Below are 22045 nucleotides of genomic sequence, written 5' to 3' on the forward strand. Positions count from 1 at the left end.
CGAGGCACTGCGGCGCCGACAGCGGACATGTCCTCCGGAGGAATCCAGCCACCGCGGGTGGCCCACCCGCCGGGCATGACGCGCAAGTCCGTCTGCGAACTCACCGATGAGCAGGCCGCCCGGCTGGAGGCGCTGCCGGCCAAGGGCACGGCCGCGCACGGCTGGAACGACCGGCGCGGGACCGGTGCACGCGTCGCCGTACTGATCGCCGGGAAGTTCCACCTCCGCTCGTCGCCGCCTGCGCAAGCGCGGGATCACGCCGCTCATCGCCTGCCGCGGCATGCCGCGCAACTCCGGCCTGGGCACCATCCGGTGGGTGGTTGAGCGGACCTTCGCCTGACTGCACCAGTTCAAGCGGCTACACGTCCGCTACGAACACTGCGCCGGCACTGCGCCGATCGGTCAAGGACCGCCCGGCCTGGCGTGCGGCGTCATCCGCCTGCGCCGCCTCCGGACCTCATCCTGGAACGATCAGTTATGCGGGCGTCGGCCCCTTTCCCCGGCTGATCGCTTCAAGCAGCAGTTTCGCAGCCACCGCCGCCCCGTCGGTGCGGATCGTGCCGGCCACGGCCTTCGCCCGTGCTCGGGTCTCGGGGGCCAGAGCCGTTTCGAGTGCGGCCGACAAGGACTCGGTGCTCGGCGTCGGACCGTCGTGGGCTGCGCCGATGCCCAGCTCGGCCACCCGGCCCGCCCAGTACGGCTGGTCACCCATCTGGGGCACCACCACCTGTGGCACGCCCGCACGGGCGGCCGTGGTCGTGGTGCCCGCGCCGCCGTGGTGCACGACGGCGGCCACCCTGCCGAACAGTTCCTGCTGGTTGACCTCGCCGACGGTGAAGCAGTCGTCCCGGTCGTCGATCGGTGCCAGGCCGGCCCAGCCGCGGGCGATGACGACGCGGCGGCCCTTCGCCCGGATCGTCTCGACAGCTGTGCGGGCGATGTCCTCTGGGGTGGGCAGGCTGCCGAAGCCCACGTACACCGGTGGTGCGCCGGCGTCCAGGAACGCCTCAAGGCCGACCGGCAGCGGGCGTTCGTCCGGCAGGATCCACGCGCCGGTCTGCACGACGTCCAGGCCCGCCGGTTCCCGCCAGGGAGCCAGGACCGGGTCCGCCGCCAGCCACTGCCGGCCGCCGAACATGTAGTCGCGGACGTTGTCCACCGGCGGCAGACCGGCGGACGCCCGGTTGGTGTTCAGCGCCTCGCCGAAGACCGCGTTGTAGTTCCGGATGGACAGCTCGTCCAGCTCCCGGCTGTCGGTCACCTCCGGTGGGATCGGCCGGCCCGGCAGCGGCGTCGGCCGGTGGTGCGGTGACGGCAGGAAGATCGGGCAGTAGCTCACGTGCACGGAGACGATGCCGAGCTTCTCGGCCACCGAACGCGCGCCGACCACGGCAGGCACCAGGCCGGACACCACCAGCGCGTCACATCCCCCGGCGGCGGCCGCGGCGAGCTCGTCCAACTGCGTGGCGATCAGGTCGCTCGCGAACCGGGGCACGTCCGCCGCCGTCGGTCGTGCCTTCCCGTGCACCATCGCGCGCACCGACGGGCCGACCGGCACCAGTGGCACGCCGGCCTCGGCCAGCCGGTCCGCGCAGTCCGGCGGCGCGCACACCCGCGCCTCGGCGCCGAGGTCCCGCAGCCGCACCGCGAGTGCCACCAGCGGTTCGATGCCCCCGCGTGAGTCGTACGTCGACAACAGCACCCGCATTTCACATTCCCCGTTTCCGCAGGTTCTGGGTTCGAGCGACGATTCTGCGGTACGCCCCGGGTCTTGCCGCAAGCCCCCAGGTGCGCTATAGATTGAAAACGGCGGGGATGATCATTCTCCTCGCGTCGTGAGACTCGGGTAGTGGTGGAGTCTCGGCGACGGCGGTGTCCGGGACGCCCGCCGGGGCCATGCGGTCATCGATGCGGTCATCGATCGGTCGCCGCCCCGGATGGCGTCGGCGACGCGGCGGGCGGGGCGGCGGTCAGGCGCCGATGATCCGCAGGTGTTCCTGCGGCAGCGGGTACGGCCGTTCGACCGGCAGCAGGCCGCGGGCCCGGTCGAGATCGTGATCGCGTACGGCCTCGTGGACCTCGTGGGCCAGGCCGGTGACGTCGGTGATCGAGACGATCCACTCGTCGAGGTAGCGGTGGACCGCCGGGCCGGACAGCCCGACCTGGAGAGAGCGGTACGGCAGGGGGTTCAGCCGGAGGTCGCGTTCCGGGTCCCACTGGACGCGCACCGGGCTGCGCCGGAGCCGGTCGGCCCAGGCGTCGTGGTCGGCGTGCTGGTCCGGCCGGTAGTGGCTGAGGCAGGAGTGCGCGAGTGCCCACTCGAAGCCCGACCGGCTGATCTCGACCGCCAGGACCCGCTCCTGGCCGGGCTTGGCCGCCCAGCCGCAGCGGTACATCATCCACAGGAACGACGGCTTGATCCAGGTCATCCGCTCCCGTTTGAAGGGCGGGACGAAGGTCTGCGCCGCCACGGCCCGGTCGGCGATCGCCGGGTCGTACGCCTGGTAGACGGTGATGGACTCCTCGGTGTGGGCGGCGCGGATCTGCCGGTAGGGGGCGTTCATGCGCACCAGCCTGGCGAAACCGGACACCCGGCGGCAACGGGTTTTACCCGCGGACCGCCGGGCCCGCACGCCTTTCACGGAGGCGCCAGGGGGGACCGTTCCCGGAAGTGCCCCGGCAGCGCCGTTCCCGAAGGCGCCGCCGCGGGGCCTTTCCCGAAGGTGCCGCGGCGGGGCCGTCAGAAGTAGTCGGCCGGCCAGTGCACGGCGGCGGGGGAGCCGACCACCGGGGCGGGGTCACCCAGGATCGGCCGGACCATGCCGGTGGCGTCGACGACCTGCTCCACCCGCGACAGCAGCAGCGGCAGCGCCGCACTGGCCGGTTCATCGGCGGGCAGCCGCGCCGACCCGTGGGTGACACCCCGACGGGCGGCCTCCGCGGTGACCGTGCGGAACAGGGCCGCCTGCTCTCCGGCGGTCTCCAGGATCTCGACCGAGCCGGGGTGCCACCGGGCGGCCAGGTAGCCGACGGCCTCGCCGCCGCGTTCGGCGACGGTCAGCTCCACCGGCGGCCCGTACCAGACGGGTACCCGGACCTTCCAGTCGTCCGGCCCCCGGACGGTCGTCAGCGGCCGGTTCGCGTTGTGGCGCTCGTACAGCGCGGCGAGGAGCGGCCACTCGGCGGTGGTCGCGGGCCTGACCCGGGTCAGCGGGTCGGCGGCGCCCGGACGGGCCAGGACCCCGGCCGGGTGGGTCAGCTCGAAGACCGACCAGCCGGACCCCGCGTAGACGCCGGGGGTGCCGGTGAACAGCAGGGACCAGGCGCAGCCCGCGGCGGCCATGTCGTCCACGGCCATCCCCAGCAGCCGCCGCACGTGGCCGCGACCGCGGGCGTCCGGCCGGGTGGCGACGTCGGCGACCCCGCCGACCAGGTCCGTCCCGCCGGAGGCGTTGCGGATGCGGCGGGGCACGTAGTAGACCACGGCGTGGATCCCGTCGTCCCCGGCCGCGACGAACGTGCGGCCGTACCTGCCCGGGTCGCTCTCGTACAACGGCACGACGTGCGGCGCGTCGAAGCACTCGGCCCACGTCCGGTAGAGGGCCTCCCGGTCGGCGGGCGTCGCCGTACGGAACCGGATCACGCCAGCACGTTCCGCTGCCGCCCGAGCCCGTCGATCTCCATCTCCATGACGTCGCCGGGAGCCAGGTAGGGGAAGCGGCCCGACAGGGCGACCCCCTGGGGCGTGCCCGTGTTGATCACATCGCCCGGGTCGAGCACGGTGAACTGCGACAAGTGCCAGACCAGGTACGCCACGCTGAAGATCATGTCAGCGGTGGTGGAGTCCTGGCGCGGCTCGCCGTTCACCCAGGAGCGCAGGCCGAGCTTCTGCGGGTCGCCGATCTCGTCAGGGGTGACCAGCCACGGGCCCAGCGGGTTGAAGGTCTCGCAGCTCTTGCCCTTGGACCACTGGCCGCCGGACTGGGCGAGCTGGAAGTCGCGCTCGGAGACGTCGTTGGAGATGGCGTACCCCGCGACGTGGGCGAGCGCCTCGTCCGGGGAGTCGAGGTAGCGGGCACGGCGGCCGATCACCACCGCGAGCTCCACCTCCCAGTCCGTCTTCGCGGAACCGCGCGGGACCAGCACGTCGTCGTACGGTCCGACGACCGTGTTGGGGGCCTTGTAGAACAGGATCGGGCTGGCCGGAGGCTCGGCGCCCGACTCGGCGGCGTGGGCGGCGTAGTTCTGGCCGACGCACAGCACCGCTCCGGGGCGGGTGACGGGCGGGCCGACCCGCAGGCCGGCGACGTCGATGCCCGGCAGCCCGGCCAGGCTCTCCACCCCGCCGCGGGCCAGGAAGGCGGGGTCGATGTCGGGGGTGACGCCCGACAGGTCCGCGTACCGCTCGCCGTCGAAGGCGACGGGCCGTTCCCGGCCGGGCTCGCCGACACGCATGTAACGCATGATCGCTCCTTGTCATCGGAAGTCATCGGAAGCTATCGGAAATCCTCGGAAATCGTAGGAGATCGTCCGCGGGGAGGCCGCGTCGTCCGTGGGCGTTCCTCCCCGGGACGGTTCAGCCCATGCGGCCGAGCATCTCCTCGGTCACCGCGTGCTCCAGCGGCAGCCCCGCCGCCAGCCGGGCGATCTCGGCGACCACCACCTCGCCCTGCCTGCGGCGGCCCTGCGCGGTCCCGGCCGCCTGGTGCGGGGTGAGCAGCGCGTTCGGCAGGCTCCGCAACGGGTGGTCCACCGGCAGCGGCTCCTCGTCGAAGACGTCGATCGCCGCGTCGAGCCGTCCGGTGCGCAGCTCCGCCAGGAGCGCGGCCTCGTCCACCAGCCAGGAGCGCGCCGTGTTGACCAGGCCCGACCCGTCGGGCATCAGCGCCAGCTCGCGCGCGCCGAGCAGGTGCCGGGTCTCCGGGAGCGCCGGTGCATGCACGGCGACGATCCGGCTGGTCGCCAGGAGCTCGTCCAGGCCGACCGCGTCCTCCAGGTAGGGGTCGGCGACGCGGACGTCGGCGCCGAGCGCGCGGACCAGGTCGATGTACGCCCGGCCGGTGCGTGAGGCGCCGATCACCCCGATCGGGCAACCCAGGATCTCGTGCCGGAGCGGCGCCCGCTCCGCCTCGGCCCAGGGGACCGCGCCGCGCAGCGCGTGGTCGAAACGGTGCACCTGGTGCAGCAGCGCCATGGTGAACGCCAGGGCCACCTCGGCGACCGAGCGTGCCATGCCCGCCCCGGCCTGGGTTACCCGGATGCCCCTGGCCCACAGCTCGCCGGTGACGAACGGTTTGACGCTCGCACCCGTGTGCGCGACCAGCCGCAACTGCGGGGCCAGGTCGAGCAGGGCGGCCCCCAGCGGTGGCACGCCCCAGCTGGTCACCAGCACCTCGGCTCCGGGCAGCGCTCCGGGCAGGTCCCGGTGGTCGTCGAGGAAGGTCACCTCGCCGAGCGCCAGCAGCGGGGCGGGGTCGGGGAAGAACTGCCCGCGCAGCCCCGGCGGCACGCTCACCAGCACCCGCAGGGGCCGCGCCACCTCCCCGCCCGGGGACGCGGGGGCAGCGGCGGGCACCGGGGGGACCGCGGCCCCCTCGGGAGCCGTGGACGCGGAGGGAACCGCGGATGCCGGGAGAGCCGGGTCGGTGGCGGGTGCCGGGGGAGCGGCGGGCACCGGGGGAGCCGGGTCGGTGGCGGGCGCCGGGGGAGCCGGGTCAGCGGAGCCAGTCATCGACGTGCTCCGCCACGAAGTCGTCGTCCGTCAGCCAGGGGTAGGCCGCGCTCACCCGGGTCAGCTCCTCCGCCTGGCCCGGGGAGAGGGTCTCCGCCGGGTCCAGGCACCAGGTGCCCGCGAGCAGGCCCTGGCGGCGCAGCACCTCGTGGACTCCGGCGATGCACCCGGCGAAGCCGTTTCCGGGGTCGAAGACGGCGGCGTTGGCGTCGGTGACGGCGCTCGCGCGGCTCGCCCACAGCGCCGGGTCCCGGCCGACCCCGTGGGCCAGCTCCACGGCCGCGGCGGTCCAGACGGCCCACTGGCCGAGCAGCCCGCCGCGGAAGCGCAGGCCGCCGGGCAGCTCGGCCAGCAGGTCGCCGACGATGTGGTCGTCGTTACCGGTGTAGAGGGCGACCTCGTCCCGGCGGTCGGAGGCGGCGACACCGTGCACGGCGTCGAGCGTCCGGTACCGGTCGAAAGCAGCGATCTTGATCCCGGCCGTGGACGGCTGGTCGGCCAGGGCCCGCCAGAACCCCCGGGACAGCACCGGCCCGCCGATCGCGACCTGCAGGTAGAACCCCACCACCGGCAGCACCTCGCCGACGGCCGCGGCCCGCGCCAGCAGGTCGGCCTCGGAGGCGCCGGGCACCACCGGCGACAGCAGCACCGCGTCGTAGCCGAGGGACGCGGCCAGCTCGGCCTCGGCCACGGCCTGCCGCACGTCGCCGCACGCCCCGGCGATCATCGTGAACGGGCGGCCCGCCTCAGCGCGGACGACGTCCGCGGCCAGCCGCAGCACCGGTTCGAGCAGCCCCGCCTGGCGGATCTCGAACTGCGTGGTGTGCACGCCCACGGCCAGGCCGGTCGCACCCGCCGCGAGGTAGTAGCGGGTCAGCCCGGCCTGGCGGCGCTCGTCCAGGACGCGGTCGGCGGTCAGCGCCAGCGGGTGGGCCGGGATGACGGCCGTCTCGTGGTCCTTCTCGCGGTCCATCAGAACCTCCCGTCGCGGACGGTGAACTTGGTCGGCTTGCCGGAGGTGGGCAGCCCGGCCAGCAGCCACGCGGCCTGCCAGTCGATCAGGGTGCCGAGGGGCACCTCGGGGTAGCCGAACAGCCGGTGGCACCGGGTGGCGTCGTTGAGCAGGGCGGTCTCGGCCTCCCGGCCCGCGATCACGACCCCGGCCCCGCCCCGGCCCACGCTCCCGCTCGCCGTGTCCGGTGAAACCGCCGTGCCGTCCCGGTCTCCGCTCGCCGTGTCCGGCGAACTCCCCGAACCACCCCCGCCGGTGGCGAAGCGGTCGGCGAAGGCGGCGGCGATCCGGCGGACCGAGGCGGTCTCCGGGCCGGTCAGGTTGAGGACGAACGGCTCGGCCGAGGCGTGGTTCAGCGCGCGCAGGGCCACCTCGTTGGCGTAGCCCTGCCAGACCACGTTGACGTGCCCGGTGGTCACGTCGACCGGGTCCCCGGCGAGGACCGCCTGGCCGATGTCGGCGAGCACGCCGTACCGCAGGTCGACCGCGTAGTTCAGGCGCAGGATCGCCACCCTGGTGCCCCGGACGGCCGCGCCGTGCTCGAAGATCCGTTCCCGGCCGAGACAGCTCATGGCGTACTCGCCGACCGGGCCGACCGGGTCGTCCTCACAGCTGCCGCCGCCCGCCACCGGCACCAGCGGGTAGACGTTGCCAGTGGAGAAGGCCGCGATCCTGGCCCCGGCGTACCGTTCGGCGACCCGGGCGGGCAGGGCCGCGTTGACGACCCACGCCTGGTACGGCGCGGAGCTGGTGCCGAACTTGGCACCCACCATGAACACCACGTCGGCCCCGTCCGGCAGCCCGGACAGGTCACCGCCGAGCAGGTCGAACGGGACGATCTCCACGCCGTCCCCGGCGAGGGCGGCCGCCGCGGCGGGGTCGCTCCAGCGGGAGACGGCGTGGACCCGGTCGCCGTGGCGGCCGGCGGCGTCCAGGCCGCGGCGGGCCAGCCGGCACAGGCTCGGCCCCATCTTCCCGCCCGCACCCAGCACCACCAGGTCGCCCGATCCGGCGGCCAGGTCGGCGACGAGCCCCGCCGACGGGGTGGCCAGGCGGTCTTCCAGTTCGGTTTCCGAAGTGAACATCTCTACTCTCTGATCAACCCTTGATGCCGGACATGGTGACGCCCTCGGTGAAGTAGCGCTGGCCGACCAGGTAGGCGGCGAAGATGGGGACGAACGCGACGGTCGCCCCGGCGAGGACCACGTTGAGCGGCACGTTCTCCTGCTGCAGCGAAGCGATGCCGACGGTGAGCGTGCGCATCTCGGCACCCTGGCCGATGATCAGCGGCCAGAGGAAGTCGTTCCAGTGCCACAGGAAGACGAACACGCCCAGCGTGGCCAGGATCGGCTTGCACAGCGGCAGCACGATCCGGGTGAAGACCCGCCACTCCGAGCACCCGTCCAGGCGTGCCGCCTCGAACAGCTCGTCGGGCAGGCCCATGATGAACTGCCGCATCAGGAACACCGCCTGCGCGTTGGCGAGCGTCGGCAGGATGAGCCCCCAGTAGGTGTCGACCCCGCCCAGCTCCGCGATGAGGACGAACGTCGGGATCAGCGTGACGTGGTAGGGGACCATCACCATCGACAGGAACGACCAGAACATGGTCTCCCGGCCGGGGAAGCGCTTCTTGGCGAACGCGTACCCGGCCAGGGAGGCCAGCAGCAGCACCGCCACCACGCTGACCACCGAGTAGACGAGCGTGTTGAACGTCCACAGCAGCAGGTCGCGTCCGCCGAGCACCTGCTCGTAGGCGCCGGTGTCGATCGGCCAGGGCAGCAGACTGCCCGGGAACTCCACGGCCGCGGCGGGCTTCAGCGACAGCACGACCATCGCGTAGAACGGGAACAGCGTGATCGGGGTGGCGATGGCGAGCAGCGCCACCCGGACGGCCTTGCCCGCCGGTGAGGGCTCCAGCGCCTTGTACGCGCGACGGCGGGACGGAGCCGGCTGCTTGGACGGTGCCGGACGGGTGGCGGTCAGGCTCACCGGTTCCTCCCGATGATCAGGCGCTGGATGAGCGCGACGACGAGGGTCATCACGAACAGGGCGACGCCGATGGCGCTGGCGTAGCCGAAGTCGAAGTACTTGAAGCCCTGGTCGTACAGGGCCATCACGAGGGTGTAGCTGGAGTGCGCGGGGCCGCCGCCGGTCATCACGTAGACCAGGTCGAACACCTGGAAGGAACCGGTGGTCTCGATCACCGCGACGAAGAACAGCGCCGGACGCAGCTGCGGGGCCACGATGTGGCGGAAGCGCTGCCACACCCCGGCCCCGTCGGTGAGCGCCGCCTCCTCCAGCTCACGCGGCAGGTCCTGCAACCGGGCCAGGATGATCAGCATGCCGTACCCGAACTTCGACCACACCGAGACCATGACCAGGGCGGGGATGACCAGGGTGGTCGAGGCCAGCCACGGTTCGCCGGTGAGCTTCGTCCACGGCCCCTCGGAGGAGAACAGCCAGGTGAACACCGTCCCGGCCAGCACCAGGCTGGTCACGACCGGCAGGAAGAACACCGAACGGAAGAAGCCCGCCCCGCGGAAGGACCTGCGCACCAGCAGCGCCATGCCCAGCGACATGCCGATCGACAGCGGGACGTACAGCACCGTGTAGACCAGCGTGACCCGCAGCGAGTCCCAGAACACCGGGTCGCCGAGCAACCGCCGGAAGTTCTCCAGCCCGTTGAAGGCCGGGCTGTCGCCGATGGAGAACTCGAAGAAGCCGAGCAGCACCCCGGCGATGGACGGCCCGAACCGGAAGGCCAGGAACAGCAGGAAACACGGCAGGACGAACAGCAGCCCCGTCCGTGTCTCCCACCGTGAGATGGCCCCCCGGCGGGGCGCCTCGGCGGTCGTCGTCGCCATGTCGTCTCCTTGTCTCCGGGGCCCGCGGGTGGGCGGGTGCGGGCCCCGGCGTGTGTCGTCAGCCGCCCAGCAGGGCGTCGGCCGCGGCGGCGGCGTCGGCGAGGGCCTGCTCGGGGGTCTTCTTGCCGATCAGCGCGGCCTGGATCTCGGGGGCGAGCACGCCCATGACGTCACGGGCCTTCTCGTTCAGCGGACCGGCCGTGGTCAGGTCGAGGGTCTTCTCCATCTCGCCCTGCACCGGGTCGCTCGCGTACAGGGAACCGGTCGACTTCTGCGGGGAGAAGTTGTTGGAGGCCGTGTCGTAGGCCTTGGTGGCCTCGGGCCGGGTGGCGAAGGCGAGCCACTTGCCCGCCGCCTCCTTGTCGTCGGCGGCCTTGAACATCGCCAGCGAGCCGACGGTGCCGTACGCGACCTGCTTGACGTCCTTGAGCGGGGGGAAGACCTTGATGTTCTCCTCGCCCCAGAACGTCGCCACGTCGGCGGGGACGTGCTGCCAGGTGCAGGCGACCTTGTTCTGCGCGACGTGGGTCTGCTCGAACTTGGGCAGCCCGGTGAGCAGGTCCTTCTCCACGTACCCGCCGTCGACGAGCTTGCGCAGGAAGGTCAGCGCCTTGATCCCCTCGGGGCCGGCGAACGCCGTCTTCTTGCCGTCGGGGGTGAAGACGTCACCGCCGGCCTGCCACAGCAGCGGGTAGAACGACTGGTTCAGCGTCGCGGCCGGGTCGGCCCAGTGGTTGGTGACGTCGATGCCCTTGTCCTTGAACGTGGGGGCGAGCTCCAGCAGTTCGTCCCAGGTCGTCGGGTAGGTCGTCACGCCCGCCGCGTCGAACGCCTTCTTGTTGCACACCAGCGGGTTGGACGTCATCAGGATCGGCGCGCCCATCATCTTGCCGTCGATGGTCACCGAGGCCTTGGCGTTGTCGCGGTAGTCGGCCTTGGCCTCGGCCGACAGGTACTCGTCGACGGGCTGGAGGGTCTTGGCGTACTTGGGGAGCTGGTCGGGGATCAGGTAGACCACGTCGGGGGCCTTGTTCCCGGCGATCGCGGTGGACAGCGCCTCGTCGCGCTTGGCCCAGGGGTAGATCTCGACCTTGACGTCGATGGACGGGTTGGCCTTCTCGAAGGCGGCGGTCTGCTCGTCCCAGAACGCCTGGTGCTTGGCCTGGTCGGCGATCACCGGGTAGGTCCACATGGTGACGGTCTGCTTGTCGCCGGAGCCGGAGTCGGAACCGCCGCCGCAGGCGGCCAGCATTCCCGTCGCCAGCGCCGCCGCGGCCAGTGCGCGCATTCGCATGGACATGGTCCTCTCATCGGTCATGGGGGGTGTTCCCAATGAAGATCACTTGTCGGGCACGGTGACGACCGTGCCGGTGTGGCGGGCCCGCTCGGCGGCGAAGACCGCCAGGTGGCCGTCGAGGGAGTCGGCCGGCCCGGACCGCACGTGCGCCGGGTCACCGGTGGCCAGAGCGCGGACGAACGCGTCCATCAGCGCGCTGTCGCCGCCGCCGTGGTCGTCGGCGGCGGTGGAGCCGCCGGTCGTGCCGGCCTCGATCACCTCGGTGCTCCCGTCGCGGAAGTCCACCACCCGGACGCGCTCGCCGTCGCCGGTGAGGCAGCCGTGGGTGCCGAAGATCCGGGTCTGCCGGTGGGTCTGCTCGGTGAAGGCCGTCATGGTGAACGTCGCGGTGGCACCGCCGCTCAGCTCCATGGCGAGCACCTGGTGGTCGACGACGTCGTTGTCGCAGGCGTACACGCACCTGCCGTACGGCCCGGTGCGCAGCGCCTCGATCACCGCGGCCTCGTCGGAACCTTTGGTGATCACGCTGACCGGCCAGATCGGGCCGCGCTCGGCGAGCGTGCCCAGGTAGAGGCGGGGCGCCGAGTACGGGCACCGCGGTTCGATCGAGCAGTCGAGGCAGCGGTCGGCGGCCCCGGCCGGGCGCCGCTCGGGGCGGAAGTGGCCGAGCGAGCCGAAGCTGGACACCCGCTCGACCCGCCGCCCGGTGATGTAGCCGAGCCAGTCGAGGTCGTGGCACGACTTGGCCAGCAGCATCGGGCTGGCCAGGTGCTCGCTGCGCCACGGCCCGCGCACGTAGGAGTGGGCGGCGTGCCACCAGCCGACCGGCTCCAGGTGCTCGACGCTCATGATCTCGCCGAGGGTCCCGCCGTCCACGACCCGCTTGACCAGGTCGGTGTAGGGCGTGTAGCGCATCACGTGGCAGACGGCGAACAGCACGCCCGCCCGGGTGACCGCCTCGACGATGTGGCGGCACTCCTCCTCGGTCGGCGCCAGCGGCTTCTCCATCAGCAGGTCGTAGCCGGCCTCGGCCAGCGCGACCGCGGGCTCGACGTGGAGCCGGTCCTGGGTTGCGAGGATCACCGCGTCCGCGACCCGCTCACCGGAGGCGAGCAGGTCCGTCCAGTCGGAGAACTCCCGGACGCCGTCACCGGCCACCCGGGCCCGCCGCAGCGGGTCCGGGTCGGCGACGGCCACCAGCCGGGCCCGCTCGGGGTGGGCACGCACCCAGGAGGCGTAGGTCTGCCCCCGGTTGCCCGCCCCGACGAGCGCCAGCGTGACGGGCCGCCCGAGGGGCCCGCACGTGCCGGGCAGGTCGCGGGGCGCCGCGGCGGGTTCGCCGCCGCGGGCCGCCGTGCCGGACGTGACCCCGTGGGCCGTCGTGCCGGGTTCGTTGTCCACCTACACCACCAGGTTTCCGGTCGTCTGCACCCGGGGCCCGTCCTGGGGGAGTTCCGTCCTGGTGACGCCCTCCTCCACGTTGCCGGTGTGCATCAGGTACGAGCCGTCGCCGAACGCGGCGGCCTTCAGCGTGAGCTTCCCGCCGGTGAACTGGGAGCCCGTCGCCAGATAACGGTTCCTGCCCGATTCCAGGGAGACGTGCACGGCCTCGGCGCCGCCCGCGACGCTGCGGTGGCCGGCCAGCTCCCAGGTGACGGCCCCCGCGGCGTCGGCGCGGGAGAGCAGCGTGCCCGTGCCGCTCAGCTCGGTGCCGCCCTCCAGGCGGATCCGCTGGTCGGCCTTGCCCGCCGCCCGCAGCCCGGTGTCCTTGACCGTGCAACCGTCCAGGACGAGCGTGGCGGCGGCCACCGTGACGGGTGCGCCGTTCTCCCGCCCGCGCAGGATCGTGTCGGTGAGCCGCAGCTCCCCGGTGCCGTTCCAGGTGTTGCCGTCCAGCCCGGTCAGGACCGAGCGGCTGATGTGCACGGGGGAGGTGACGTTCGCCTGGGCGATCTCGCTCTTGGCGGGCAGGGCGAAGGTGCAGCCGTCGATGACGTTGGGCCGGCCCGACCGGCTCGACTGCTGGGAGAGGATCAGCGTGTCGCTGGCCGAGCAGCCGCGCATCTGCACGCCGTCGGCGTTGACCCAGATCATGCCGGAGCCCTGCAGGCTGGGCTTGCCGATCACCTGCACGTCCTCCAGGGTCAGGTCGGTGACCTTGACCCGGGCGACGAACCAGGAGCACACGTGTTTGCGGACGGTGATCCGCTTGGCGGCCGAGCCCCAGGCGGCGCCGGAGTTGGCGAAGGTCATCAGGCCGGAGTTGCCGGTGTAGACCAGGTCGTGCTCGTACTGCCCGTGGGTGACGAACGGGCCCTGGTCGTCGCCGTCGCCGTGGCAGTTCTCCACATAGCAGTAGGCCGAGGCGGTGAAGTCGTTGAGGTGGCGGGAGTTGGCGGTGTGGCAGTCGGAGACGTGCCCGTACAGGCAGTAGATCTGCTGGGTGAGGTAGCCGGCGCCGCCCCAGGTCACCGAGGCCGGGTTCTTCAGCGTGCACTGCTCGGTGCGGAAGTGGGTGCACCAGCGGCGCATGATCACCGGCCAGAACGTGCCGGTGGCCTCGATGCCGGAGACGTCGCACGAGACGGCGTACTCGTAGGCCACCGGGTGCGAGCCGGTGTACTGGTCGCCGCCCTCGACGCCGAAGAAGACCATGTCGCGGACGTGCGCGCGCTCGACGGGCTCGACCCGGGTCCAGGTGATCGTGCGGCCGGCGGCCAGCTCCCAGCCGTTCTTGTAGTTCACCCGGATGCGGGAGCCGTCGACGATCTGGGTGACCTGGACGAGCTTCTGCAGCTCCTTCTCCCACCGGCCGGTCAGCTGGTTCACCTCGGCGGCCCACCACTGGCCGACGGCGAACTTCGAGGAGTCGCCCACCTCGAAGACGTCCGACAGGTCGGGCATGACGGCGGTGAGCTTGTGGGTGACCACGGTGTCGGTGACCTTGCCGCGGAACAGCAGCACCGCCGCGAACGGGTCGTCCTGCCCGGCCTTCTCGATGCCGTCGGTGCGGACGGTGTTGCCGCCGAAGTCGAGTTCGATGCCGGAGCGGGAGAAGGTGTGGCGTTTGACGAAGAGCAGGTCGGTGTGGGCTTCGATCCGGTGGATGGCCGGGTCGTTGACCATGGCGTCGAGGGCGGCGTCGGCGGGGGCCTTGCCGTCGAAGATCCCGAAGCGCCGGAAGTCGCCGACGCCGTCGTGGATCTGGAGCCAGCGGCCCTTGGCGGCCCCGGCCGGGGCGAGCACCGTGCCCCCGTTGGGGACGAGGGTGGAGGCGGCGTCCCAGCGGACGAGCATGCCGCCCCCGTCGCCGGGCTTGAGGTAGCCGGCGACCTGGGCGAGCGTGCCGTCGGCCAGGTAGCGGGGCTCGAACGACAGCAGCCGGGCGACGGTGTCGGCCTGCTGGACGGCGTCCTTGGGCTTGAGGGCGTCGGCGTCGGCGTCCGCGGCGGGGGTGGGGTCGGCGGCTGCGGGCTGGGCGATGAGCAGCGAGCCGACGGCGGCGAGCCCGGCGAACCCGGTGGTACGCAGGATCCGGCGGCGGTCCGGGCGGCTGGGGTGGCCGGTCTCGGCGGTGCTGTCGAGGCTGTCGTGGTTGTCGGCGCCGTCGGTGCGGTGGGGGGAGTTCATCGTGGGTCTCTCTTTCACGGGGGGCTCAGAGCGAGAGGTTGTCGGCGACGCGGACGCGGGGGCCCTCGGCGGGCAGGGAGCGTTCCAGGCCCTCCTCCACGCACCGGGTGTGCAGCACGGTCGAGGCGCCGGTGAGCACCAGCCGGCCGCCGGTGAAGACGGAGCCGACCGCGCGGTAGTGGTCGTCCCCCGAGGTCAGGGCGAGATGGGCGGTCTGGCCGCTGGTCTCGCCGCGGTATCCGACCAGTTCCCAGCGGAGCCGTCCCGGCCCCTCGGCCCGCGACAGCAGCGCCTGTCCGCCGCCGCTCACCCGCACCCCGCCGCCTAGGCGCAGCGTCTGGTCCCGTACGGCGCTGAGCCGCAGGGGGGCCTCGCTGATCGACCCGCCCGAGATCACGACCTCGGCCGCGCCGACGGTGACGGGTTCGCCGCCGCCCTTCTTGCCGCGCAGCTCGCAGCGGGTGAACCGGAGCGGCCCGGAACCGCGGAAGAACGCGCCGTCCAGGCCGGTCAGGACGGAGTCGACGAAGTGGACCGGGTTGGACACCGGGGTCTGCACCACCACCGCCCCCGCCGGAAGGTCGAAGGAACAGCCCTGGATCACGTTGGGCCGCCCGGAGCGGTTGGAGCGCTGCCCGATGGCGAACGTCTTCGCCGAGCAGCCGCGCATCTGGATTCCGTCGGCGTTGACCTGGAGCGTTCCGGCGGGGTCGAACGTCGAACGGGGGATGACCCGGACGTCCTCCAGCGTCAGATCAGTGATCTTCGTTCCGGCGACGAACCAGGAGCACACGTGTTTGCGGACGGTGATCCGCTTGGCGCTCGTCCCCCAGAGCGCGCCGCTGTTGGCGATGTCCATCAGCCCGGAGTTGCCGGTGAAGACCAGGTCGTGCTCGTACTGTCCGTGGGTGGTGAAGGGGTTGCCGCCGGCGTCGTCGCCGTCGCCGTGGCAGTTCTCGACCGTGCAGTAGGCCGAGGCGGTGAAGTCGTTGAGGTGGCGGGCGTTGGAGCTGTGGCAGTTCGAGACGTGCCCGTACAGGCAGTAGATCTGCTGGGTGAGGTAGCCGGCGCCGCCGTAGAACACCGTGGGCGGGTTCTTGAGGCTGCAGCTCTCGGTGCGGAAGTGCGTGCACCAGCGCCGCATGATCACCGGCCACCAGGTGCGGGTGGCCTCGATGCCGGAGACGTCGCACGAGACGGCGTACTCGTAGGCCACCGGGTGCGAGCCGGTGTACTCGCGGTCGTCGGGGACGGAGCCGTCGTCCGGCCCGTCGTAGGGCGGAGCCCCGACGAAGACCATGTCGCGGACGTGCGCGTGCTCGACGGGCTCGACCCGGGTCCAGGTGATCGTGCGGCCGGCGGCCAGCTCCCAGCCGTTCTTGTAGTTCACCCGGATGCGGGAGCCGTCGACGATCTGGGTGACCTGGACCATGCGCTGCAGTTCGCGCTCGTACTTCCCGGCGAGCGCGTCGACCTCGGCGGTCCACCACTGGCCGACGGCGAACTTCGAGGAGTCGCCCACCTCGAAGACGTCCGACAGGTCGGGCATGACGGCGGTGAGCTTGTGGGTGACGACCGTGTCGGTGACCTTGCCCCGGAAGTACAGGACGGCGCCGAAGGGGTTGTCGTGGGTGTTGCGCTCGATGCCGTCGGTGCGGACGGTGTTGCCGCCGAAGTCGAGCTCGATGTCGGAGCGGGAGAAGGTGTGGCGTTTGACGAAGAGCAGGTCGGTGTGGGCTTCGATCCGGTGGATGGCCGGGTCGTCGACCATGGCGTCCAGGGCGGCGTCGGCGGGGGCCTTGCCGTTGAAGATCCCGAAGCGCCGGAAGTCGCCGACGCCGTCGTGGATCTGGAGCCAGCGGCCCCTGCGGGCGCGGGGCGGCGCCAGGACGGTGCCCCCGTTGGGGGCGAGAGTGGAGGCGGCGTCCCAGCGGACGAGCATGCCGCCCCCGTCGCCGGGCTTGAGGTAGCCGGCGACCTGCACGAGCAGGCCGTGGGGGAGATGGTCGGTGTCGAGCGCCAGCAGTCGCGCGACGGTGGCCACGTGGTTCATGGGGCCTCAACCTTCGAGTCCGCGTTCGCGGAACGCGGCAGGGGGGTGGTGCGGAAGGCCGGGCGACACGCGAAGGCGTGCAGGCGGCGGAGCTGCTGGCCAGAACTTCCGAGGTCGGGGCTGCGACACATCGGGAGCCAGCTGTTCGCCCGAGACGATGGCGAGGACGCTAGACACCGCCGCGGGGGTCTGTCAAGCCCCGTATCCCAGATCCCGGGAGATCCGCTCGGCGGTGTCGCGCACCTGCCGGCCCAGTTCCTGGTACCGCCAGGCGGGCAGGTCGCGCTTGAGCCCGGTGATGCTGATCGCGCCGGCGCAGGCCCCGGTGTGGTCGCGCAGCGCGCTGCCGATGCAGAAGACGCCGTCGGCGTCCTCCTCGTCGTCGACCGCGTAACCGAGTTCGCGGACGGTCCGCAGGTGGGTCATCAGCGTCGGCAGGTCGGTGATCGTGTGGCTGGTGCGGCGCACCAGGCCGATCCGCTCGATGAGCTGGGCCACGTCGGCGTCGTCCATCTCGGCGAGCAGCGCCTTGCCCAGGCCGGTGCAGTGCGGCAGCTCCCGGGTGCCCATGCGCAGGTCGACCTGGATGCGTTCGCCGTTGCTGACCTGGTCGACGACCACCGCCTGGTCGCTCTCGGGCACGGCCAGCCGCGAGTTCATGCCGGTCAGGCGGGTTAAATCGACGAGGTTGGGGCGGGCCAGGTCACGCAGCGAGAGCTGGTCCTGGGCCCGGTTGCCGAGGCGGGCCAGCGCCATGCCGAGCCGGTAGCGGCGGTTCATGCCCTCGCCGTCGTCGGCGACCAGGCCGTAGTGGCGCAGCGTGTAGAGGGTGGCGAAGGCCGCGCTCTTGCTCAGCCCGCAGGCGGCGGCGACGTCGGTCACGCTCATGCCCGCCCCCTGGGCACTGCCCGACAGGGCCTCCAGCACGTCGGCCGCGCGGGCGACGCTGCGCACCCAATAACGCGAATCTTCAGCAGCAGTGTTCGTCACAACCGAACAGATTAACGGCCTTGTTACATAAATGCATGTTGACCGTCCGATTTTCCCCCGCCTAGACTCGCCACCACTGTTCGGCACTGCCAAACACTGTTCGGAATTTCACTGCGGCGGAAGAAACAGCGCCGACCGGGACCGGGCTGGGCCCCGGCCGGCGCACCGAGGAGAAGATGTGAAGCACGATGTCCTGTCCGGTTCCCAGGTGGCCGAACGTGCCCGCCTGGCCATCCCCGGCGGCGTCAACAGCGGGCAGCGCAGCGTCCCCGGCCTCACCGACCTGGTGATCGTCCACGCCGAGGGTGCGAGGTTCCGCGACGCGGACGGCCGCGAGTTCGTCGACTACCACGCCGCCTTCGGCCCGCCGCTGCTCGGCCACAACGACCCCGACGTCGGCGCGGCGGTCGCCGAGGCCGGACGCACGGTCGACCTGTGCGGGGTCGGCGTCACCCGGGGCGAGGTCGAGCTCGCCGAGACGCTGGTGGAACTGGTGCCCAGCGTGGAGAAGGTGCTGCTCACCAGCACCGGCAGCGAGGCCACCTTCCACGCGCTGCGGGTCGCCCGGGCGGCGACCGGCAGACGGCTGGTGGTGAAGTTCCAGGGCTGCTACCACGGCTGGCACGACGCGGTCAGCCTCAACGTCATCTCCGCCCCCGACCGCGTCGGCGGCCGCGACCCCATCTCGACCGGCATCCTGCCCGAGGTGCTGGAGGCGACGCTCGTCCTGCCGTTCAACGACGCCGCCGCCGTGCGCGCGGCGTTCGCCGAACACGGCCACGACATCGCCGCCGTCATCGTCGAACCGGTCCCGCACAACGTCGGCTGCCTGCTGCCGGAGCAGGAGTTCCTCGCGACGCTGCGCGAGGAGTGCACCCGGGCCGGAAGCGTCCTCGTCTTCGACGAGGTGATCACCGGGTTCCGGCACGACCTCGGCGGCTGGCAGAAGCTCAGCGGCATCACCCCGGACCTGACCACCATGGGCAAGGCCATCGCCAACGGCTACCCCGTCGGCGCGCTCGGAGGCCGCGCCGACCTGATGGAGCTGTTCAGCTCCCGCCCCGGCGGCCCCGCCTTCTTCGCCGGCACCTACAACGGGCACCCGGCCGTCGTCGCCGCGGCCCTGGCCACCCTGCGCAAGCTCCGCACCGAGCCCGTGCACGAGCACGTGTTCCGCCTCGGCGAGCGCATCCGCACCGGGCTCGCCGACGTCTTCGCCGGCCTGGGCCTGCCCGCCCTCGTCACCGGCTTCGGCTCCGTCTTCGTCGCGTACTTCATGACGGGACCCGCCCGCACCTACGACGACCTGCTGCGCAATGATGCCGCCATGTTCATCGGATACCGTCGCAGGCTGCTGGAGCACGGAGTGTTCGAGCTGCCGCTCAACCTCAAGCGCAGCCACGTCTCCTACGCCCACACCGACGCCGACGTCGACCGGCTGCTGGAGGCGGCCGAGGCGGCGGCCCGGGCCCAGCTCGCCGCCGGCGCCCCGGTGGGCGACCTGACCGGCGCCAGCACCATGGGTGGGGCGGTGCGCTGATGCTGACCATCGACACCACCCGTCCCGTCGGACCCGCGGGGCGGATCAGCCGCGTCGAGACCCTGACCCTCGGCACCGCCTGGCGCGACTTCTCCTACGTGCGGATCCACACCGACGAAGGACTCAGCGGCGTGGGCGAGATCACCCACCCCTACCGGGGCCGCGAGACCACCTCGCTGACCGAGGCCATGGCCGTCAGGCACCTGATCGGCGCCGATCCCTTCGACGTCGAGGAGATCTGGCTGCGCATGTACCAGGGAGACTTCCTGCGCGGCGGCGACGTCGGCGGGGTCGTCGTCTCCGGGGTCGACCAGGCGCTGTACGACATCATGGGCAAGGCGCTCGGCGTGCCCGCCTACCGGCTGACCGGCGGCGCCTGCCGCGACCGGGTCAGGGTCTACGCCAACGGCTGGTACACCGGGGAACGCGACCCCGCGGAGTTCGCCGCCCGCGCCAAGGACGTGGTGGCCCGCGGCTACACCGCGCTGAAGTTCGACCCGTTCGGCGCCGGGCTCGGCGAGCTCTCCCGGGCCGAGCTGCGCCGCTCGATCGACATCGTGGCCGCGGTCCGCGAGGCGGTCGACGTCGACATCTTCATCGAGGGGCACGCCCGCTTCGCCATGCCCACCGCGGTGCGGCTGCTGCGCGAGCTGGAACCGTACGACGTCGGCTGGTTCGAGGAACCCCTGCCCTGGACCCACATCGAGCGCTACGCCGAGCTGCGGCGACGCGCTCCGATGCCGATCTCCGGCGGCGAGCACTTCCACAACCGCTACGAGTACGCCCGGCTGTTCGCCACCGGCGCCGTCGACATCATCCAGCCGGACCTGTCCATGGCCGGCGGGTTCACCGAGGTCAGGAAGCTGGCCGCGCAGGCGGAGGTGCACGCGATGCTCGTCGCGCCGCACAACTCCAACTCGCCGGTCTGCACCACCGCCTCGGTGCACGCGGTGCTCGGCATGCCGAACTTCACGATCCTGGAGACCTTCGACGGGATGCTGGAGGAGCACGTCTTCGCGGCCGTGCGCGGAGCGCTGCCGGTGGTGGACGGGCACATCGGCCTGCCCACGGAGCCCGGCCTCGGCATCGAGCTGATCGACGAGGTCTTCGCCGAGCACCCGCCGAGCCACCGCTTCTGGAACATGTTCGCCGAAGGCTGGGAGAAGCGGAACCGCACATGATCGTGGACGTCCACTCACACCTGTTCACCTGCCCCGACGACGTGGGCGACCCGTTCGCGGGCGAGTCGGCGCGAGCCCACGGCGGCCCGGTCGACCTCACCGTGCGCTGGGACGACTACGCCACCTCGGCGCCCGAGGGCACCCGGACGGTCGTCGTCGGCGGCAAGGCGCGCAGGTCGGGGCTCTGGGTGGACGACGAGGCGGTGGCCGCCTACGTGGCCGGGCACCCCGACCGGCTCATCGGCTACCTGTCCCTCGACCCCACCCAGCCCGGGTGGCGCGAGGAACTGGAGCACGGCCACCAGGACCTCGGCCTGCGCGGCGTCAAGCTGATGCCGATGTACGCCGGGTTCGACCCGGCCTCGCCCTCGCTCGACCCGCTCTACTCCTACGCCGCCGAGCACGGGCTGCCGCTGCTGGTGCACACCGGGACCACGTTCGTCTCGGCCGCGCCGCTGCGGTACGCCCTGCCGGTGCACCTGGACGAGGTGGCCATCCGCCACCCCGAACTGCGGATGGTCCTGGCCCACCTCGGCCACCCGTACGAGGGGGAGTGCATCGCGGTGATCCGCAAGCACCGGCACGTCTACGCCGACGTGTCGGCGCTGCACTACCGGCCCTTCCAGCTCTGGCACAGCCTGCGGCTGGTCCAGGACTACGGGGTCTGGCACAAGCTCATGTTCGGCAGCGACTACCCGTTCACCACCGTGAACGCCTCCGTCGACGGCCTGCGCGCGGTCGGGGAGGTGCCGGGCATCCCCGGCCTGCCTCCCCTCGACCGTGACGAGATCGAGAAGCTGATCCACCGGCCCTCCCTCGACCTGCTGGGGCTGGCGTGACGGCCCTGTTGTCCGGAAAGGTCGCGGTCGTCACCGGCGCCGCCCGCGGCCTGGGCCGGGCCTTCGCGCTGGGACTGGCCGCCTCCGGGGCCCGGGTGGTCGCCGTGGACCGGCCCGGCGCTCCCGGCCTGGCGGACTTCGAGCACACCCACGGCTTCGATCTCGCCGACACCGCCGGACTCGCCGGCCTGGCGGATGAGATCCGCGCCGAGCACGGGCCGATCCACATCCTGGTCAACAACGCAGGGGTGGCCCGGCTCCAGCACTTCAACGAGATCACCGTGGAGTCGTGGCGGGAGATCATGAGCGTCAACGCCGACGCCGCGTTCTTCCTGTCCCAGCGGGTCGCCGAGCACATGATCGCCGACGGGGTGGCGGGCCGGATCATCTCCGTCTCGTCCAAGAACGGGCTGATGGCCGAGGCGGGTCTCGCGCACTACAACGCCTCCAAGGGCGCCCTGGAGCTGATCACCAAGTCGCTCGCCGCGGAGCTCGGCCCGCACGGCATCACCGTCAACGCCGTCGCCCCCGGGATGATCGCCACCCCGATCGACGGGGAGTTCCCCTTCGACCGGGAGGCGTTCGAGGCCGCCTGGGCCGAGCGCATCCCGCTGCGCGGCGGCTACGGCACACCCGAGGACGTGGTGGGTGCGGTCGTCTACCTCGCCTCCGACGCCGCCCGCTACGTCACCGGCACCACGCTCGTCGTCGACGGCGGGGTGCTCGCCGACCAGATGCCCAGGCTGCGCTTCATGCCGCCCTACCGCAACTCGCTGAAGGACCGCTGAGGCCCCGGCCGGACCCATGGCCCGGCCGGGGTCCGGCTGGACCCACGCCCCCGCCCGGACCCACGCCCCCGGCTGGACCCACGCCCCCGGCTGGACCCACGCCCCCGGCCGGACCCATGG

19 protein-coding genes and 1 pseudogene are annotated in these 22045 nt (G+C 72.2%); 6 read left to right on the top strand and 14 right to left on the bottom strand.

Annotation, left to right across the window (positions count from 1 at the left end; genetic code table 11):
* The first annotated feature begins 75 nt into the window (after positions 1 to 75).
* Both F4562_RS36745 and F4562_RS36750 read left to right on the top strand, forming a co-directional pair.
* On the top strand, positions 76 to 324 hold the full coding sequence (locus F4562_RS36745) for a hypothetical protein (protein WP_375782496.1): 249 nt from the start codon (positions 76 to 78) through the stop codon (positions 322 to 324).
* Positions 230 to 457: pseudogene (locus tag F4562_RS36750) on the top strand (IS5/IS1182 family transposase); the annotation flags it as partial. The gene F4562_RS36745 and the pseudogene F4562_RS36750, both read left to right, overlap by 95 nt.
* A gap of 18 nt (positions 458 to 475) precedes the next feature.
* On the opposite strand, the gene F4562_RS31765 reads toward F4562_RS36750, so the two are convergent.
* From F4562_RS31765 to F4562_RS31830, 14 genes are all read right to left on the bottom strand, one after another.
* Positions 476 to 1708, bottom strand: a complete 1233-nt coding sequence (locus F4562_RS31765; RefSeq protein WP_184546858.1) for a glycosyltransferase — start codon at positions 1706 to 1708, stop codon at positions 476 to 478.
* A 262-nt stretch (positions 1709 to 1970) separates the two neighbouring features.
* A complete protein-coding gene (locus F4562_RS31770; protein WP_184546860.1) occupies positions 1971 to 2564 on the bottom strand; it encodes a DUF4291 domain-containing protein in 594 nt (197 codons plus the stop codon).
* Between the two features lie 176 nt (positions 2565 to 2740).
* A complete protein-coding gene (locus tag F4562_RS31775; protein WP_184546862.1) occupies positions 2741 to 3643 on the bottom strand; it encodes a GNAT family N-acetyltransferase in 903 nt (300 codons plus the stop codon).
* Positions 3640 to 4464, bottom strand: coding sequence for a fumarylacetoacetate hydrolase family protein (locus F4562_RS31780; protein WP_184546864.1), 825 nt, complete (start codon positions 4462 to 4464; stop codon positions 3640 to 3642). The genes F4562_RS31775 and F4562_RS31780 overlap by 4 nt, the downstream gene beginning before the upstream one ends.
* A gap of 112 nt (positions 4465 to 4576) precedes the next feature.
* Positions 4577 to 5731 (bottom strand): hydroxyacid dehydrogenase, encoded by a 1155-nt coding sequence (locus F4562_RS31785; RefSeq protein WP_184546866.1) that lies wholly within the window; start codon positions 5729 to 5731, stop codon positions 4577 to 4579.
* Positions 5715 to 6704, bottom strand: coding sequence for a dihydrodipicolinate synthase family protein (locus tag F4562_RS31790; protein ID WP_184546868.1), 990 nt, complete (start codon positions 6702 to 6704; stop codon positions 5715 to 5717). The genes F4562_RS31785 and F4562_RS31790 overlap by 17 nt, the downstream gene beginning before the upstream one ends.
* Positions 6704 to 7828: an NAD-dependent epimerase/dehydratase family protein gene (locus F4562_RS31795; protein WP_184546870.1), complete on the bottom strand. Its 1125-nt coding sequence runs from the start codon at positions 7826 to 7828 to the stop codon at positions 6704 to 6706. The genes F4562_RS31790 and F4562_RS31795 overlap by 1 nt, the downstream gene beginning before the upstream one ends.
* A 13-nt stretch (positions 7829 to 7841) precedes the next feature.
* Positions 7842 to 8732, bottom strand: coding sequence for a carbohydrate ABC transporter permease (locus tag F4562_RS31800; protein WP_184546872.1), 891 nt, complete (start codon positions 8730 to 8732; stop codon positions 7842 to 7844).
* Positions 8729 to 9607 carry a carbohydrate ABC transporter permease gene (locus tag F4562_RS31805; protein WP_184546874.1) on the bottom strand — a complete coding sequence of 293 codons (879 nt, stop codon included), beginning with the start codon at positions 9605 to 9607 and terminating at the stop codon, positions 8729 to 8731. The genes F4562_RS31800 and F4562_RS31805 overlap by 4 nt, the downstream gene beginning before the upstream one ends.
* Positions 9608 to 9665: 58 nt before the next feature.
* Positions 9666 to 10925: an ABC transporter substrate-binding protein gene (locus F4562_RS31810; protein ID WP_221207768.1), complete on the bottom strand. Its 1260-nt coding sequence runs from the start codon at positions 10923 to 10925 to the stop codon at positions 9666 to 9668.
* Between the two features lie 21 nt (positions 10926 to 10946).
* The gene (locus F4562_RS31815; RefSeq protein ID WP_311734239.1) at positions 10947 to 12305 is read right to left on the bottom strand and encodes a Gfo/Idh/MocA family protein; all 1359 of its coding nucleotides are present in this window, start codon (positions 12303 to 12305) and stop codon (positions 10947 to 10949) included.
* The gene (locus F4562_RS31820) at positions 12306 to 14534 is read right to left on the bottom strand and encodes a putative phage tail protein (protein ID WP_221207769.1); all 2229 of its coding nucleotides are present in this window, start codon (positions 14532 to 14534) and stop codon (positions 12306 to 12308) included. It abuts the gene before it with no gap.
* A 25-nt stretch (positions 14535 to 14559) separates the two neighbouring features.
* Positions 14560 to 16587, bottom strand: a complete 2028-nt coding sequence (locus tag F4562_RS31825; protein ID WP_221207770.1) for a hypothetical protein — start codon at positions 16585 to 16587, stop codon at positions 14560 to 14562.
* Positions 16588 to 16779: 192 nt separating this feature from the next.
* Positions 16780 to 17541, bottom strand: a complete 762-nt coding sequence (locus F4562_RS31830; protein ID WP_184546876.1) for an IclR family transcriptional regulator — start codon at positions 17539 to 17541, stop codon at positions 16780 to 16782.
* Between the two features lie 214 nt (positions 17542 to 17755).
* Between F4562_RS31830 and F4562_RS31835 the strand changes: the two genes are divergently transcribed.
* From F4562_RS31835 to F4562_RS31850, 4 genes are read left to right on the top strand one after another with little or no spacing between them, the layout of a single operon-like run.
* Entirely contained in the window at positions 17756 to 19117 is a 1362-nt protein-coding gene (locus tag F4562_RS31835; protein ID WP_221207771.1) for an aspartate aminotransferase family protein, read from the top strand.
* Positions 19117 to 20298 (top strand): mandelate racemase/muconate lactonizing enzyme family protein, encoded by a 1182-nt coding sequence (locus F4562_RS31840; protein WP_184546880.1) that lies wholly within the window; start codon positions 19117 to 19119, stop codon positions 20296 to 20298. Before F4562_RS31835 ends, F4562_RS31840 begins: the two co-directional genes overlap by 1 nt.
* Entirely contained in the window at positions 20295 to 21137 is an 843-nt protein-coding gene (locus tag F4562_RS31845; protein WP_184546882.1) for an amidohydrolase family protein, read from the top strand. Before F4562_RS31840 ends, F4562_RS31845 begins: the two co-directional genes overlap by 4 nt.
* Positions 21134 to 21925 carry an SDR family NAD(P)-dependent oxidoreductase gene (locus F4562_RS31850; protein WP_184546884.1) on the top strand — a complete coding sequence of 264 codons (792 nt, stop codon included), beginning with the start codon at positions 21134 to 21136 and terminating at the stop codon, positions 21923 to 21925. Before F4562_RS31845 ends, F4562_RS31850 begins: the two co-directional genes overlap by 4 nt.
* Positions 21926 to 22045: the final 120 nt, after the last annotated feature.

The organism is Streptosporangium becharense (genome assembly GCF_014204985.1).
GTDB classification, from domain to species: domain Bacteria; phylum Actinomycetota; class Actinomycetes; order Streptosporangiales; family Streptosporangiaceae; genus Streptosporangium; species Streptosporangium becharense.